A 14,489-nucleotide genomic window follows, 5' to 3' on the forward strand; every position below is an offset into this window, starting at 1 on the left:
CCAAACGCCAAACGGGCCCCTGAGGGCCCGTTTTTTTACTGCTGCTCTTCGCTGCCAGGCGTCGCTGCCGGGCGGTTTTCGAGGTCATTCAGACGCTGCTCCAGCAGCGCCAGTTTTTCGCGAGTCCGCAGCAGCACCTGGGTCTGCACGTCAAACTCTTCGCGACTAACCAGATCCAGACGGGTCAGCTGCGACTGCAGTGCCTGGCGGATTTTCTTCTCAACATCCTCACCCAGATCGCGAAGTCCTTTTGGCATCGACTCATGGACCTGGCGGGCGATTTGTTCAATTTTTTTCGGGTCAATCATGGTGGTTTCCTGCTCGGGTCGGATGATTGATCATTGTAGTGCGAACCTGGCCGCCTATAAACCAGAAATGTTTGAAGCTTATGCATTGCCGAGGATAGTCAATAGCGTTATAGTTATCTCGCTTATTCTCAGGGCGGGGCGAAATTCCCCACCGGCGGTAAATCAACCATGGCGTTGAAAGCCCGCGAGCGCTTCCCGTGACTACGGGAAGGTCAGCAGATCCGGTGTAATTCCGGGGCCGACGGTTAAAGTCCGGATGGGAGAGAGTAACGACACAGTCGGGCCACAGCCCGCTCGCGTTGACTTTTGCCGCTAAACCGGCACTCCTAAGACTGCCCTGATTCTGGTAACCATAATTTTAATGAGGTTTTTTTACCATGAATCAGACGCTCCTTTCTTCTTTTGGTACCGCTTTTGAACGTGTGGAACACGCTTTGGACGCCCTGCGCGAAGGCCGCGGTGTGATGGTGCTTGACGATGAAGACCGTGAAAACGAAGGCGATATGATCTTCGCCGCCGAAACCATGACCGTTGAACAGATGGCGCTGACCATTCGTCACGGCAGCGGCATTGTGTGCCTGTGCCTGACCGAAGATCGTCGCAAACAGCTGGATCTGCCGATGATGGTGGAGAACAACACCAGCGCCTACGGCACCGGCTTTACCGTGACCATCGAAGCGGCCGAAGGTGTGACCACCGGCGTCTCCGCTGCCGACCGCGTGACCACCGTCCGCGCGGCCATTGCCGACGGCGCGAAACCTTCCGATCTCAACCGTCCTGGCCACGTTTTCCCGCTGCGTGCGCAGCCGGGTGGCGTACTGACCCGCGGCGGCCACACTGAAGCCACTATCGACCTCGTGACCCTGGCTGGCTTTAAACCCGCAGGCGTGCTGTGCGAGCTGACCAACGACGATGGCACCATGGCGCGCGCGCCGGAGTGCATCAAGTTCGCTCAGCAACACAATATGGCAGTAGTCACGATTGAAGATCTGGTGGCCTACCGTCGCGAACATGAGCGTAAAGCCAGCTAATTAGCGGTTTTTGACGCCAGCGAACACAGCCCACCTTGTCGTGGGCTGTGTTGTTTTTGCGCCTCAACCAATGCCCATCGTCTGGAGCACCACCAGGCTTAACCCCATCACCGACATCCCGCACAGGACGCCATAGCTCGGGTTGCTCTGCGGGTCGATCTCTTTTGCCAGCGGCATCAGTTCATCGACCGACAGCGCTACCATAATGCCGGCCACGGCGGCCATGATCGCCCCCATCACCAGCGGCGAGATCAGGCTGCCGAGAATCAGCCACGCCAGCACGCCGCCTAATATTTCCGCTATGCCGGAAAGCCCGGCCCAGAGCACCGCCTTGCTGCGCGATCCGGTAGCGGCATACACCGGTCCGGCAACCGCCAGCCCTTCAGGAATATTGTGCAGAGCGACGGCAAGCGCAACGCCCATGCCAAGCTCCAGGTTATTGCTGGCCGTGACATAGGTGGCAATGCCTTCCGGAAAGTTGTGCAGACTGATCCCCAGCGTCAGAAGAATAGCGGTGCGGCGTAAATTGCGCGGACGCGGCGCGGTGGGAGTCATCAGATCCTGCGGGTGAGCGTGTGGCAGCAGGCGGTCGAGGCCAAAATAGCCCAGCAGACCGATAACAAACATGCCGTAACCGAGCAGCGGCGACATTTGCTCGGTAGCCAGCGCTGCCGGCAGCATTTCCATTAATGAAATCAATAGCATGATGCCGGCGGCAAAGCCGAGAGAGAAACCAAGCAGCCGATTAGAGGGTTTTTGGCCAATCACGCCGAATATGGCACCAATAAATGTTGCGCTGCCAGCTAACAGTGTCAATATCAAGGGCGATGACATCACTTCTCTCCCGGTAAAATAAGTGCATACGCGTATATTGCATGAGGATGCGCGTGCGGGATACGTCCCTTTACCGCGAATTACATTCAAATTTTCTGACGATCATCATCATGCTTATCTGAGTTTATCCTGGCGCAAAAGCGCGTAATGTGAACACATTACATTGACTCCCTAAGGATATCATCATGTCCCGTACCCGCATGCCCGCGTTGTTTCTCGGCCATGGCAGCCCAATGAACGTGCTGGAAGACAACATTTATACTCGCGCCTGGGCTCACCTGGGCGAAACCCTGCCGCGCCCGAAGGCGATTGTCGTGGTCTCTGCGCACTGGTTTACGCGCGGTACGGGCGTGACGGCGATGGAGGCCCCGAAAACCATCCACGACTTCGGTGGTTTCCCGCAGGCGCTGTATGACACCCATTATCCGGCACCGGGCTCTCCGGCGCTGGCGCAACGACTGGTGGAGCTGCTCTCGCCAGTGCCGGTCACCCTTGATAAAGAAGCCTGGGGATTTGATCATGGCTCGTGGGGCGTGCTGATTAAAATGTATCCGCAGGCGGATATCCCGATGGTTCAGTTGAGTATCGACAGCACTAAACCGCCGGCCTGGCATCTGGAGATGGGGCGGAGGCTGGCCGCGCTGCGCGATGAAGGCATTATGCTGGTGGCCAGCGGCAACGTAGTGCATAACCTGCGTACCGCGCGTTGGCATGGCGAGAACACGCCCTACCCGTGGGCAGAGTCCTTCAATAACTACGTGAAGGCGAATCTGCAGTGGCAAGGTCCTGACGCGCAGCACCCGCTGGTCAACTATCTGGCGCACGAAGGAGGCTCGCTCTCCAACCCAACGGCGGATCATTTCCTGCCGCTGCTGTACGTGCTGGGGGCGTGGGATGGCGTTGAAGCGATCACGATCCCGGTGGATGGTATCGAGATGGGCTCGCTGAGTATGCTGTCGGTGGTGGTTGGCGCCTGATAAGATTGCGCTCCAGCGGCGATGTCGTCGCCGGAGCGTGACATTATTCGACGAAAATGTGCGGGTAGAAGCGCGACAGATCCTGGGTGATCAGCGCCCGATCTTCACGAATACCGATCCCGGCAGGTTGATCGTTGATGAGCCAGCTGCCAATCAGCGTGTAGCTGTCACCAAACTTCGGCAGGGGGTAAAACGCCTGCACGATAGTGCCTTCTTCCCCGTAGGGACCTTCCACCGACTCCACGACCTTACCCTGCTCAATAATTGAGACGTTGGCGCCTTCACGGGAGAAGATCGGCTTAATGACGTACTTCTCCATCTCCGGATGGGCATCTTCGCTGAAGTAGGCCGCCAGCAGATTCGGGTGATTGGGGAACATTTCCCACAGCATCGGCAGCAACGCTTTGTTAGAGATAATGCTTTTCCACGCCGGTTCCAGCCAGCGGACGCCGGCGTCTTCCAGCTTGGTGGAGAACATCTCCCGCAGCATAAACTCCCACGGATAAAGCTTGAACAGGTTACCAATCACCTGATCCTGCAGATCGGTAAACTGGCCTTTTTCGCCGAGACCGATATCTTCGATGTAGAGGAATTCTGTCGCCAGCCCTGCTTCGGCGGCGCAGTCCTGCAGATACTGTACGGTACCGCGATCTTCAACGGTATCGCGGCAGCAGGCCATGTGCAGCAACTGGAAGCCAAACTGTTCACGCAGTTCACCGAAGCGGTCGATTAACTTTTCCTGCAAACTGTTGAACTGGTCGCTACCCGCCGGTAGCTTGCCGGCGTTGAGCTGGTCTTCCAGCCAGATCCACTGGAAGAACGCCGCTTCGTACAGCGAGGTCGGCGTGTCGGCATTGTTCTCCAGCAGCTTCGGTTCACCGACGCCATCCCAGGCCAGGTCGAGACGCGAGTACAGCGACGGCTGGTTAGTTTTCCACGACTGGCGTACAAAGCCCCAGGTGTGTTTAGGGATACGGAATTTGGTCATCAGCTCATCGCTGGCGATCACTTTCTCCACTACCTGGAGGCACATCTGATGTAGCTCAGCGGTGACCGCTTCGAGCTTTTCCACCTGCGCGAGGGTCAGTTTGTAGTAGGCCTCTTCGCTCCAGTAGGGCTCGCCGTACATGGTGTGGAAGTTGAAGCCGTACTCGGTCGCTTTCTCGCGCCAGTCCGGGCGCTCGGTAATACTGACTCTTTCCATGTTGCTTAGCCGCCCATTGAGCGAGAAGAGGACGTTGAACCGGCGGCGCTACGCTGCATAGTCGACTGTTTCGCTACCGACTCGCCAAAGCCGCCGCGGGTGACGGTGGTGGTGGTGGCTGGCTTCGGCGCCATCGCGGTTTTCGGCACGTTCATGGTGCGGCCCGGCTGAGCGGCGCCATAGCTCTTGCCGCTGGCGTCAGTGTACTGACCGTAGGCCGGGCTGGCCGGGTTTTTCGAGCTGAACAGCGGCTGCTGTTGCGCCATGCCGCCGCCCATCAGGCGGCCCATCATATAGCCGGCCATCAGCGGCATCCAGAAGCTACCGCTGCTTTGCGCCTGCGCCTGGTTTTCCGGGGCGACGCCTGCCTGGGCTGGCGTCTGCTGGCACTGACCTTCGCCAAATTCAGCGACGCAGTCTTCGCGGGTGGCATATTTTGGCGCGGTGCGCTCTGCCTCTTTTACCGCATTGGTGTAGGCCGTGGTGCACTCGGCTGCTTTGCCCGGGTTCGCGGCGGAGCAGTCATCGGCGTTCTGGTACAGCGACACCGTTTCGTCGCTTTTTTCGCAACCGGCAAGCATAAAGACCGCGGTGACGGCCAGTGCGACTGGCGTCAGATGGCGTGCGCTCCAGCTTTTGCGGAACGACGAATGATTAATATTTTTTGTCCGTTTCATATTTGTCTTCCAGGACCCAGTGGTATGGCGTGTGTTAACGCTCAGGATAGAGGATGAGTGGTGGAAAATGAAGCGAAGAGGGGCGCAAAGCGGCGGATCTTTACGTTGCCTTACGTTTAACGCATCGCCTGTCCAACGAACAGGCGATGCGCGTCACAGTATGAGAATTACTGACGGAACGGATTGCTGCCGCTGCTCTGCGTCGTCCGTGCGGACGCCGGTTTCACGGCGGCGGTAGTATTGCCGTAGCCATCAGCGGTGGCATCCTGCTGCGGATTTTCCGGCGCGACGCTGTCAGCGGAGGTCGGGATTGGTTTACCCAGCGTGTTGTTCAGGGCGACCAGATCCTGCTCATTCAGAGTACCTAACGCCGACTTGATGTTCAGCTCGTTGATCAGGTAGTTGTAGCGCGCATTAGAGAGCTGCTGCTTGGCGTTGTACAGCGTGGTAGTGGCGTCGAGGACGTCAACGATAGTACGTGTACCCACCGAGTAGCCAGCTTCCATAGCATCCAGGGAGCTTTGCGCAGAGACCACCGCCTGTTTGTAGGCGTTGATGCTGCTGATGGAGGCGTTCACGTTGTTAAACGACGAACGCACAGTCTGCACGACGCTGCGATGAGCGCTTTCCAGCTGCTCGCTGGCGCCGACGAAGTTGTATTGCGCCTGTTTGACCTGCGAGGTCACCGCGCCGCCCTGATACAGTGGCAGAGAGAAGTTCAGGCCGATTTGGTTCTGCCCGACGTCGCTGTCGTTGTAGGCGAGCGGGGTATTGGTTTTCGAACCGTTATATCGCGTATTCGAAACGCCGGTAGAAGCGGAAAGGTTCAGGGTCGGCAAATGACCGTCCTGCGCCTGGCGAATCTGCTCGCGAGCCAAGTCCTGGCTCAGACGCGCCTGCAGCAGCGACAGGTTGCGGTTCTCCGCTTCCTTCAGCAGGGCATTGACCGCCTGCGGCTTATTGGTCTTGAAGCCGTTCACGTTCAGGGAGGCCAGCTCCGGATAGTAGTTACCGGTGACCTGGCGCAGTCCTTCGACGGCGTTGTCGAGATCGTTGCGCGCGGTCACTTCGTTCGCCAGCACGGCGTCGTATTGTGAACGGGCGTTCTGTACGTCGGTGATCGCCACCAGGCCTACGTTAAAGCGCTGCGTGGTTTGGTCCAACTGGCGGTAAATGGCCTGTTTCTGCGCTTCGGTATAGGAGAGCGTGTCGATGGCAGCCAGCACTTTAAAATAGGCCGTCGCGGTATTCAGAATCAGTGTTTGCTGATCGGTCTGATACGTGACATCCTGAATGCCTGCCGTTTTTTCCTGCAGCGTCAGGGCGCGCCATTTCGACATATCAAACAGAACCTGCGTTAACTGCAGCGAGCCGCTGGTGACGTTAGAATTGACGCCGTTGCTGTCGCGATAGCCATTGGTATAGGTATAATCTGCTCCCAGCCCAAGCTGAGGCAATAATGGACTGCGCGCTTCGTTGATCTTTTCGAACGCGGCGTCACGATCGGCTGCCGATTTACGCAGATCGGGGTTGCTGATGCGTGCCTGCTGGTAAACCTGAAGCAGGTTTTCCGCCTGGCTCATGGCGCTGAACCCGGTCAGGCTCAGGCCGATAAGAATGGGGAGCAATTTCTTCATTTGCATTCCTTGTTGTGAAGCATTTAGCGCTGGTCTAATTCTAAGAAAAATTCCGCTGATTGTATCGATTCTGCCGCCGTAAAAAGTTGGCGTTACGTGCCATCCGGCGGTAATTTGCACCAATCTAACATACGGACCGTAAAACGGTAGCCAAACGGTTTGGAAATCCCTAATTTCGGATTCGCAGGACATGACAATGAGCAAACCCACGCAGCAGGGAATTACCTTCTCCAAAAATGATGTAGAAATTATTGCACGCGAAACGCTATATCGTGGTTTTTTTTCGCTCGATTTATACCGTTTTCGCCACCGCCTGTTTAACGGCGGCATGAGCGGCGAAATCACCCGCGAAATTTTTGAGCGCGGCCATGCCGCCGTCTTGCTACCCTTTGACCCGGTGCGCGACGAAGTGGTGCTCGTCGAACAAATCCGTATCGCCGCCTATGATACCAGCGAGAGCCCGTGGCTGCTCGAAATGGTCGCCGGCATGATTGAAGAGGGTGAAACGGTAGAGGATGTCGCCCGTCGGGAAGCGCTGGAGGAGGCCGGGCTTGAAGTCGGGCGGACGAAACCAATATTAAGCTATCTGGCCAGTCCTGGCGGCACCAGCGAACGGTTATCGATCCTGGTGGGAGAAGTTGATGCATCCACGGCGAAAGGCATTCACGGCCTGGCCGAGGAAAACGAGGATATTCGGGTGCATGTGGTGAGCCGGGAGCAGGCTTACCAGTGGGTAGAAGAGGGGAAAATCGACAACGCAGCCTCTGTCATCGCCTTGCAATGGCTGCAATTGCATTATCACAATTTACGAAACGAGTGGACAAAATGAAGCGTTATACACCTGACTTCCCTGAGATGATGCGCCTGTGCGAGACCAATTTCGCGCAGTTGCGCCGCCTGTTGCCGCGAACGGATGCAGCGGGTGAGAAGGTGAGCTATCAGGTGGGAAGCGCGCAATATCGATTAACGATAATTGAATCAACCCGCTACACTACTCTGGTGGCGATAGAGCAGACTCTGCCAGCGGTGAGCTACTGGAGCCTGCCGTCGATGACCGTACGCCTCTACCATGACGCCATGGTGGCCGAAGTGTGTTCGAGTCAGCAGATCTTTCGCTTCAAAGCGCGGTATGATTATCCTAATAAAAAGTTGCATCAACGCGACGAAAAGCATCAAATTAATCAGTTTCTGGCCGACTGGCTGCGTTACTGTTTAGCACATGGAGCGATGGCGATTCCGGTTTGTTAGCGTCGTTAAACCTAAGGACACCATTTGGAAAGCCTGTTAAACCTACCTCTGGCTGGTGAGGCCAGAGTCAGGATCTTACAAATTACTGATACTCACCTGTTTGCTGAAAAACATGAAACGTTGTTAGGCATCAATACCTGGGAAAGTTATCAGGCTGTACTGTCGGCCATTCATGCCTCACAGCGTCCATGCGATTTAATTGTCGCAACAGGCGATCTGGCGCAGGACCACTCCTCCGCGGCCTATCAGCATTTTGCTGAGGGTATCGCGAGTTTTGCTGCACCCTGCGTCTGGCTACCAGGCAACCATGATTTCCAGCCGGCGATGTACAGCACGCTGCAGGAGTCGGGTATTTCGCCCGCCAAGCGTGTATTTCTCGGCGATCACTGGCAGATCCTGTTGCTGGACAGCCAGGTGTTTGGCGTTCCCCATGGCGAGCTGAGCGACTTCCAGCTGGAGTGGCTTGAACACAAGCTGGCGGAAGCGCCGGAGCGCTATACCTTACTTCTGTTACATCACCATCCGCTGCCGGCCGGCTGCAGCTGGCTGGATCAACACAGTCTGCGCAACGCCGGTGCGCTGGACAGCGCGCTGAGTGCCTGGCCGCGGGTGAAGCATCTGCTGTGCGGCCATATTCATCAGGAGCTTGACCTGGACTGGAATGGCCGGCGCATGATGGCGACGCCGTCGACCTGCGTGCAGTTCAAACCGCACTGCGCCAACTTCACCCTTGATACGGTTTCACCGGGCTGGCGCTGGCTGGAGCTGCATCCTGACGGGACGCTGACCACCGAAGTGTGCCGGCTGGAAGGCGCCGAGTTTCATCCGGATATTGCTTCAGAAGGCTACTGATGGCGACGCTCCTTTACCTGCACGGCTTTAACAGCTCTCCGCGCTCGGCGAAGGCGATGGCGTTAAAGACCTGGCTGGCGCAGCACTATCCTGATATCACCATGGTGGTGCCGGAGCTGCCGCCCTATCCGGCGGAAACGGCAGAGTTGCTGGAATCCATCGTGCTGGAGCACGGCGGCGAACCGCTGGGGGTCGTTGGGTCGTCGCTGGGCGGCTACTACGCGACCTGGCTGTCGCAGTGCTTTATGCTGCCGGCGGTGGTGGTTAACCCGGCAGTGCGGCCGTTTGAGCTGCTGAACAATTTTCTCGGCCACAATGAGAATCCATACACCGGGCAGCAATATGTGCTAGAGTCTCGCCATATTTACGATCTCAAAGTCATGCAAATCGACCCGCTCGAAGCGCCGGATTTACTCTGGCTGCTGCAGCAGACCGGGGATGAAGTGCTTGATTACCGCCAGGCCGTTCATTACTACGCCTCCTGCCGGCAGACGGTGGAGGAGGGCGGTAATCACGCATTTGTCGGCTTTGACGATCATTTCACTCAGATTATCGAATTTCTCGGCCTGCACTAAACGGCCCTGAACGACCTACGAATACACACCATGACGCAATCTTCATATAACGCTGATGCCATTGAGGTACTCACCGGGCTTGAGCCGGTGCGCCGCCGTCCGGGCATGTATACCGACACCACGCGTCCTAACCATCTTGGTCAGGAAGTTATTGATAACAGTGTGGATGAAGCGCTGGCAGGCCACGCCAAACGCGTGGAAGTTATCCTTCATGCCGACCAGTCCCTTGAAGTCATTGACGACGGGCGCGGGATGCCGGTCGACATCCACCCGGAAGAAGGGGTGCCGGCGGTTGAGCTGATCCTCTGCCGACTGCACGCGGGCGGTAAGTTTTCCAACAAAAACTACCAGTTTTCCGGCGGCCTGCACGGGGTCGGGATCTCGGTGGTCAACGCCCTGTCAAAACGCGTAGAGGTGAATGTTCGTCGCGACGGTCAGGTCTACAGCATTGCCTTTGAAAATGGTGAGAAAGTAGAAGACCTGCACGTCACCGGTACCTGCGGTAAACGCAACACCGGGACCAGCGTCCATTTCTGGCCGGACGAAAGCTTCTTCGACAGTCCGCGCTTCTCCGTTTCGCGTTTGACCCACCTGTTAAAAGCGAAAGCGGTGCTGTGCCCGGGCGTGGAAATTGTATTTCGCGACCAGGTTAACAACAGCGAGCAGAGCTGGTGCTATGCCGATGGCCTTAACGACTACCTGAGCGAAGCGGTAAACGGCCTGCCGCTGCTGCCGGAAAAACCGTTTGTCGGCACTTTCTCCGGCGAGACGGAGGCGGTGGACTGGGCGCTGCTGTGGCTGCCGGAAGGCGGCGAACTGCTGACCGAAAGCTACGTCAACCTGATCCCGACTATGCAGGGCGGGACGCACGTCAACGGCCTGCGCCAGGGGCTGCTGGACGCGATGCGTGAGTTCTGCGAGTACCGCAATATTCTGCCGCGCGGCGTGAAGCTGTCAGCGGAAGATATCTGGGATCGCTGCGCCTACGTGCTGTCGGTGAAAATGCAGGATCCGCAGTTCGCCGGACAGACCAAAGAACGCCTGTCGTCGCGCCAGTGCGCGGCGTTCGTCTCCGGCGTGGTGAAAGATGCCTTCAGCCTGTGGCTGAACCAGAACGTACAGGCTGCGGAGCTGCTGGCTGAAATGGCTATTTCCAGCGCCCAGCGCCGTCTGCGCGCCGCCAAAAAAGTGGTACGTAAAAAGCTGACCAGCGGTCCGGCGCTGCCGGGTAAGCTGGCAGACTGTACCGCCCAGGACCTGAATCGCACCGAACTGTTCCTCGTCGAAGGGGACTCGGCGGGTGGGTCGGCGAAACAGGCGCGCGACCGTGAATATCAGGCAATCATGCCGCTGAAAGGCAAGATCCTTAATACCTGGGAAGTCTCGTCCGATGAAGTGCTGGCTTCGCAAGAAGTGCACGACATTTCAGTGGCGATTGGTATCGATCCGGATAGCGATGACTTAAGCCAGCTGCGCTACGGCAAAATTTGTATTCTGGCGGATGCCGACTCCGATGGCTTGCACATTGCCACCCTGCTGTGCGCGCTGTTCGTGAGACATTTCCGTACCTTGGTGAAGGAGGGGCATGTCTACGTGGCGCTGCCGCCGCTGTACCGTATCGACCTTGGTAAAGAGGTCTACTACGCGCTGACGGAAGAAGAAAAAACCGGCGTGCTGGAGCAGTTAAAACGTAAGAAAGGCAAGCCGAACGTCCAGCGCTTTAAAGGGCTGGGTGAGATGAACCCGATGCAACTGCGGGAAACGACCCTTGACCCGAATACCCGCCGCCTGGTGCAGCTGGTGATCAGCGATGAAGATGAACAGCAGACCACGGCGATGATGGATATGCTGCTGGCCAAGAAGCGTTCCGAAGACCGTCGTAACTGGCTGCAGGAGAAGGGCGATATGGCGGATCTGGACGTGTAAGTCTGTACGCTGCGCCAAACGTAAAAGGGAGCCTGAGGCTCCCTTTTCTTATTTCATTACTGAGTTGGCGGGCTTACACGCCAGGCTGCAGGATACGGATGGTGGTCTCCAGCACATCGCCTTTGACCGCTTCCGACCAGGCTTTCATGTGCGGCGTCTGCAGGTGCGCTTCAAGATGCGCGACGCTTTCCCACTGCTCCACCATGACGATGGAGTCGGGCGCCGTGGTCTGGAAGCTGACGCCGGCGGCATGATCCACCAGCGGGGCATAGCCATGGCAGCCGGCCTCTTGCAAAACGGTCGGGATAATTTTCGCGAACTGATCGAGAACCGCCTGGCGGTGGTGCTGGCCTGGGCGGGTACGGATTTCGGCAATCACTGTTAACATGGTTAACTCAACTCCTTCTGTGTGGATCTCGTCATACTCCAGGTTCGAATAACTCGAAATATGTAGAGCTAGGCCCCTAGTTAACCAAAAATTTCCGCGAGATGCTTGCGATATTCTGCGATATACCGTGGCACATCAGGCATTTTAATCACATCGTTGGCGATAAAGGTCGGCAACGCCTCCATGCCGAGGAACTGATTGGCTTTATGGAACGGCAGGTAAACGCCGTCAACGCCGACGCCGTGGAAGAACTGTTCTTTGTCAGTGAAGGCTTCCATGGGCGCGTTCCAGGTCAGGGAAAGCATATATTTTTTCCCCTGCACCAGGCCGCCGGAGCCATATTTTTTGCTGGCATCAGAGCGGGTACGGCCGTCGCTGGCGTACAGCGAGCCGTGGCCTTCGGTAAAGACATCATCCATATATTTCTTCACCGTCCACGGAGCGCCCATCCACCAGCCAGGCATCTGCCAGATCACCACATCGGCCCACAGGAAATTCTGCACTTCTTCTTTTACGTCGTACTCGCTTTCGGCGCGAACGCTTTTAACATCGTGTCCGGCGTCGCGCAGATAACTCTCCGCGACCTCGGTCAGGGTGTCGTTCAACTGGCCATTCGAGTGAGCGAACTTTTTCGCCCCATTAATAATCAGAATGTTGCTCATCATTTGTCCTCAATCATGAAAATTTGCCGACGATCTTACCCCGCGAAGCGGGGCAGTAAAATAAGCAAAATGTGCAAAGTCTTTTGCCAAATGAGCAATAATCTCGCTACCAGTACACGCGAGCTTCGAAGCCGCCGTCGCGCGCGTTAGCAAATTCAACCTGCATGCCGTGCAGCGAGGCGATGCGCCGGACGATTGACAAGCCCAGGCCGCTGCCCGGCACATCCTGCCCTGGCGGCCGGTAAAAACGCTCGCCAATGCGCGCCAGCGCCTGCGGGCTGATGCCAGGGCCGTTATCGCGCACCCGAAACTCTCGGGCGTTGAGCGTGATATCGACCTGACTGCCGCGCGGGCTATAGCGCACCGCGTTATCCAGCAGGTTGCGCACCAGCAGACTGAGCAGCAGCGGCTGGCCGGTGCGGGCGATATTGCTGGCATTGAGATGCAGGCGTAGCTCAATGCCGGATTGCTGTGCCGGGTGGTACATTTCCATCACCGCTGACTGTAACAGATCATCAAGCGCGATCTTCTGCACGTCGTCCAGCTGGGCGAGAGAGTCCAGCCGCGACAGCGTCAGCAGTTGATCCACCAGCCGGGTGGCGCGATCGATCCCCTGGTGAAGCTGGGCCAGCGCTTTCTCACGTCCTTCTGCATCGTCCATAGAGAGCTGGGCGACTTCAGTCTGCACCTTCAGCGCCGCCAGCGGGCTGCGTAACTCATGGGCGGCATCCGAGGTAAACCGACGCTCGCGCAGCATGGCGTCATGGGTGCGCTGGAACAGCTGGTTCAGTGCGTCAACCAGCGGGCGAACTTCGGAGGGAATTTTCTCTACGCTGAGCGATTCCGCCGAATCCGGGGCGCGCAGGCGCAGCGTACGCGCCAGATTTTTCAACGGCGCCAGTTCGCGGCTTAATAGCACAATAAGCAGCACGAACATCAGCGGCAGGGCGATCATCCACGGGGTGAGCTGTGAGGTGACGATATCCATTGCCATTTCGCGCCGATAATCCCACTCCTGTCCGACGGCGATGCGATGACGACCATCGGCGGTGGTTAACCACAGGAAGCGCCACTCGTCATCATCGCCGCGCAGGTAGCCATTGCTGAACCCCTCGCGCTGCGAGTTCCACTGAATATCCTCTCCGTTCTCACCATCGTTAAGCACCATGGTGCCGTCGCGAGTGAAGATGGCGAACGCCAGCGCGTCGTCGTCGATGTGTCCATGCCGCACCTTTTTCTTTTCACCCGTCGAGGCGGGCGGGGCGCGCAACTCATCGAAATGCATGGCGCTCAGGCGGCGGGCGAACAGAAGTTGCTGGGTATCAAACAGCTTATCCAGCTTTTTGCTGGTTTGCTGCCAGGCGATCACGCTGGCGATGCCCCAGGCGGCCGCGGTGAGCACAGCAAACAGCAGCGTCAGACGGACGCGCAGGCTCAGGCGGGCAAGTCGTTTCATGCGTCACCCAGGGTATAGCCGATGCCGTGGACGGTGCGGATAAAGTCACTCCCGAGCTTGCGGCGCAGATGATGGACGTGAACTTCCACGGCGTTGCTGGAGACCTCGTCGTCCCAGGTGTAGAGCTTTTCTTCGATAAGCTTGCGCGGCAGTACGCGACCGGCGTTACGCAGCAGCAGCTCCAGCAGGGCGAACTCCTTCGGCTTCAGCGTCAGGCTTTCACCGTCGAGGCTGGCGGTTAAACGGTTCGGGTCGAGGCTCACCTTGCCGTGGCGCAGCTCACTGCTGCTCTGGCCGTGCGCGCGGCGGATCAACGCTTCGAGGCGCGCCGCCACCTCAATCAGGGCGAAAGGTTTGCACAGGTAGTCATCGGCGCCCAGGCGCAGGCCCTCCACTCTCTGGTTAAGGGCATCGCGGGCGGTGAGGATCAGTACCGGCTCATGGCGGCCTTTGTCGCGCCATTCGCGCAGAATATCGAGGCCATCGATGCCGGGAAGGGTGAGGTCGAGGATTGCGGCGTCGTAGGGGGCGCTGTACAGGGCGTTCTTGCCCTCCAGCCCGGCGGTAAACCAGTCAATGCTAAAGCCCATTTTGCTCAGCCCGACCTTGATGCCGTCGCCGATCAGCTTGTCATCTTCCACCAGTAATATGCGCATGTTTCCCTCCAACGATCCTGTTTCCTTGCGCAGTAAACCGCGTTGAAGCGGGTGATGT

At 57.7% G+C, this 14,489-nt stretch carries 16 protein-coding genes and 1 riboswitch; of the genes, 7 read left to right on the forward strand and 9 right to left on the reverse strand.

Features of this window, described 5'->3' with window-relative positions; all coding sequences use genetic code 11:
• Nucleotides 1-35: 35 nt before the first annotated feature.
• Entirely contained in the window at nucleotides 36-308 is a 273-nt protein-coding gene (gene ubiK, locus B8P98_RS03555) for a ubiquinone biosynthesis accessory factor UbiK (RefSeq protein ID WP_002916856.1), read from the reverse strand.
• 120 nt (nucleotides 309-428) lie between these two features.
• A riboswitch (FMN riboswitch) is annotated at nucleotides 429-580 on the forward strand.
• A gap of 105 nt (nucleotides 581-685) precedes the next feature.
• Between ubiK and ribB the strand changes: the two genes are divergently transcribed.
• The gene (ribB, locus tag B8P98_RS03560) at nucleotides 686-1,339 is read left to right on the forward strand and encodes a 3,4-dihydroxy-2-butanone-4-phosphate synthase (RefSeq protein WP_004174356.1); all 654 of its coding nucleotides are present in this window, start codon (nucleotides 686-688) and stop codon (nucleotides 1,337-1,339) included.
• Between the two features lie 63 nt (nucleotides 1,340-1,402).
• Here ribB and zupT read toward each other — a convergent pair whose 3' ends face one another.
• On the reverse strand, nucleotides 1,403-2,173 hold the full coding sequence (zupT, locus tag B8P98_RS03565) for a zinc transporter ZupT (protein ID WP_025710508.1): 771 nt from the start codon (nucleotides 2,171-2,173) through the stop codon (nucleotides 1,403-1,405).
• Nucleotides 2,174-2,358: 185 nt separating this feature from the next.
• Between zupT and ygiD the strand changes: the two genes are divergently transcribed.
• Nucleotides 2,359-3,150 (forward strand): 4,5-DOPA-extradiol-dioxygenase, encoded by a 792-nt coding sequence (gene ygiD / locus B8P98_RS03570; RefSeq protein ID WP_025710507.1) that lies wholly within the window; start codon nucleotides 2,359-2,361, stop codon nucleotides 3,148-3,150.
• A gap of 43 nt (nucleotides 3,151-3,193) precedes the next feature.
• Here the strand turns inward: ygiD and B8P98_RS03575 are convergent, their stop codons facing one another.
• From B8P98_RS03575 to tolC, 3 genes are all read right to left on the reverse strand, one after another.
• Nucleotides 3,194-4,354, reverse strand: coding sequence for a glutathionylspermidine synthase family protein (locus tag B8P98_RS03575; RefSeq protein ID WP_025710506.1), 1,161 nt, complete (start codon nucleotides 4,352-4,354; stop codon nucleotides 3,194-3,196).
• Nucleotides 4,355-4,359: 5 nt separating this feature from the next.
• Entirely contained in the window at nucleotides 4,360-5,031 is a 672-nt protein-coding gene (locus tag B8P98_RS03580; RefSeq protein ID WP_002916849.1) for a DUF1190 family protein, read from the reverse strand.
• Between the two features lie 167 nt (nucleotides 5,032-5,198).
• Nucleotides 5,199-6,668, reverse strand: a complete 1,470-nt coding sequence (tolC, locus tag B8P98_RS03585; RefSeq protein ID WP_023340732.1) for an outer membrane channel protein TolC — start codon at nucleotides 6,666-6,668, stop codon at nucleotides 5,199-5,201.
• A 196-nt stretch (nucleotides 6,669-6,864) separates the two neighbouring features.
• Between tolC and nudF the strand changes: the two genes are divergently transcribed.
• The 5 genes from nudF to parE are packed head-to-tail and all read left to right on the forward strand — an operon-like array spanning nucleotide 6,865 to nucleotide 11,269.
• Nucleotides 6,865-7,497 (forward strand): ADP-ribose diphosphatase, encoded by a 633-nt coding sequence (gene nudF, locus B8P98_RS03590; protein ID WP_025710505.1) that lies wholly within the window; start codon nucleotides 6,865-6,867, stop codon nucleotides 7,495-7,497.
• A complete protein-coding gene (locus B8P98_RS03595) occupies nucleotides 7,494-7,916 on the forward strand; it encodes a DUF1249 family protein (protein ID WP_025710504.1) in 423 nt (140 codons plus the stop codon). The genes nudF and B8P98_RS03595 overlap by 4 nt, the downstream gene beginning before the upstream one ends.
• A 24-nt stretch (nucleotides 7,917-7,940) precedes the next feature.
• Nucleotides 7,941-8,768, forward strand: a complete 828-nt coding sequence (gene cpdA, locus B8P98_RS03600) for a 3',5'-cyclic-AMP phosphodiesterase (RefSeq protein WP_025710503.1) — start codon at nucleotides 7,941-7,943, stop codon at nucleotides 8,766-8,768.
• Complete coding sequence (gene yqiA, locus B8P98_RS03605) at nucleotides 8,768-9,343, forward strand: esterase YqiA (protein WP_025710502.1); 576 nt, start codon at nucleotides 8,768-8,770, stop codon at nucleotides 9,341-9,343. The genes cpdA and yqiA overlap by 1 nt, the downstream gene beginning before the upstream one ends.
• A gap of 30 nt (nucleotides 9,344-9,373) precedes the next feature.
• Nucleotides 9,374-11,269: a DNA topoisomerase IV subunit B gene (parE, locus tag B8P98_RS03610; RefSeq protein WP_025710501.1), complete on the forward strand. Its 1,896-nt coding sequence runs from the start codon at nucleotides 9,374-9,376 to the stop codon at nucleotides 11,267-11,269.
• Between the two features lie 73 nt (nucleotides 11,270-11,342).
• Here parE and B8P98_RS03615 read toward each other — a convergent pair whose 3' ends face one another.
• The 4 genes from B8P98_RS03615 to qseB all read right to left on the reverse strand — a co-directional run bounded on the left by B8P98_RS03615 (nucleotide 11,343) and on the right by qseB (nucleotide 14,431).
• The gene (locus B8P98_RS03615) at nucleotides 11,343-11,657 is read right to left on the reverse strand and encodes a putative quinol monooxygenase (RefSeq protein WP_025710500.1); all 315 of its coding nucleotides are present in this window, start codon (nucleotides 11,655-11,657) and stop codon (nucleotides 11,343-11,345) included.
• An 80-nt stretch (nucleotides 11,658-11,737) separates the two neighbouring features.
• The gene (locus B8P98_RS03620; RefSeq protein ID WP_025710499.1) at nucleotides 11,738-12,319 is read right to left on the reverse strand and encodes an NAD(P)H-dependent oxidoreductase; all 582 of its coding nucleotides are present in this window, start codon (nucleotides 12,317-12,319) and stop codon (nucleotides 11,738-11,740) included.
• A 106-nt stretch (nucleotides 12,320-12,425) separates the two neighbouring features.
• Entirely contained in the window at nucleotides 12,426-13,775 is a 1,350-nt protein-coding gene (qseC, locus tag B8P98_RS03625) for a quorum sensing histidine kinase QseC (protein WP_025710498.1), read from the reverse strand.
• Nucleotides 13,772-14,431, reverse strand: coding sequence for a quorum sensing response regulator transcription factor QseB (gene qseB / locus B8P98_RS03630; RefSeq protein ID WP_025710497.1), 660 nt, complete (start codon nucleotides 14,429-14,431; stop codon nucleotides 13,772-13,774). Before qseB ends, qseC begins: the two co-directional genes overlap by 4 nt.
• Nucleotides 14,432-14,489 lie beyond the last annotated feature (58 nt).

Origin of the sequence: Klebsiella quasivariicola (assembly GCF_002269255.1) — a bacterium.
Classification (GTDB): domain Bacteria; phylum Pseudomonadota; class Gammaproteobacteria; order Enterobacterales; family Enterobacteriaceae; genus Klebsiella; species Klebsiella quasivariicola.

Bases quoted from the DNA above. Each gene is read 5' to 3' on its own strand.
- nudF (WP_025710505.1), top strand. From the start codon at position 6,865: ATGAGCAAACCCACGCAGCAGGGAATTACCTTCTCCAAAAATGATGTA.
- B8P98_RS03615 (WP_025710500.1), bottom strand. From the start codon at position 11,657: ATGTTAACAGTGATTGCCGAAATCCGTACCCGCCCAGGCCAGCACCAC.
- ribB (WP_004174356.1), top strand. From the start codon at position 686: ATGAATCAGACGCTCCTTTCTTCTTTTGGTACCGCTTTTGAACGTGTG.
- qseB (WP_025710497.1), bottom strand. From the start codon at position 14,431: ATGCGCATATTACTGGTGGAAGATGACAAGCTGATCGGCGACGGCATC.
- tolC (WP_023340732.1), bottom strand. From the start codon at position 6,668: ATGAAGAAATTGCTCCCCATTCTTATCGGCCTGAGCCTGACCGGGTTC.
- B8P98_RS03575 (WP_025710506.1), bottom strand. From the start codon at position 4,354: ATGGAAAGAGTCAGTATTACCGAGCGCCCGGACTGGCGCGAGAAAGCG.
- parE (WP_025710501.1), top strand. From the start codon at position 9,374: ATGACGCAATCTTCATATAACGCTGATGCCATTGAGGTACTCACCGGG.
- qseC (WP_025710498.1), bottom strand. From the start codon at position 13,775: ATGAAACGACTTGCCCGCCTGAGCCTGCGCGTCCGTCTGACGCTGCTG.
- zupT (WP_025710508.1), bottom strand. From the start codon at position 2,173: ATGTCATCGCCCTTGATATTGACACTGTTAGCTGGCAGCGCAACATTT.
- B8P98_RS03595 (WP_025710504.1), top strand. From the start codon at position 7,494: ATGAAGCGTTATACACCTGACTTCCCTGAGATGATGCGCCTGTGCGAG.
- B8P98_RS03620 (WP_025710499.1), bottom strand. From the start codon at position 12,319: ATGAGCAACATTCTGATTATTAATGGGGCGAAAAAGTTCGCTCACTCG.
- ubiK (WP_002916856.1), bottom strand. From the start codon at position 308: ATGATTGACCCGAAAAAAATTGAACAAATCGCCCGCCAGGTCCATGAG.
- yqiA (WP_025710502.1), top strand. From the start codon at position 8,768: ATGGCGACGCTCCTTTACCTGCACGGCTTTAACAGCTCTCCGCGCTCG.
- ygiD (WP_025710507.1), top strand. From the start codon at position 2,359: ATGTCCCGTACCCGCATGCCCGCGTTGTTTCTCGGCCATGGCAGCCCA.
- B8P98_RS03580 (WP_002916849.1), bottom strand. From the start codon at position 5,031: ATGAAACGGACAAAAAATATTAATCATTCGTCGTTCCGCAAAAGCTGG.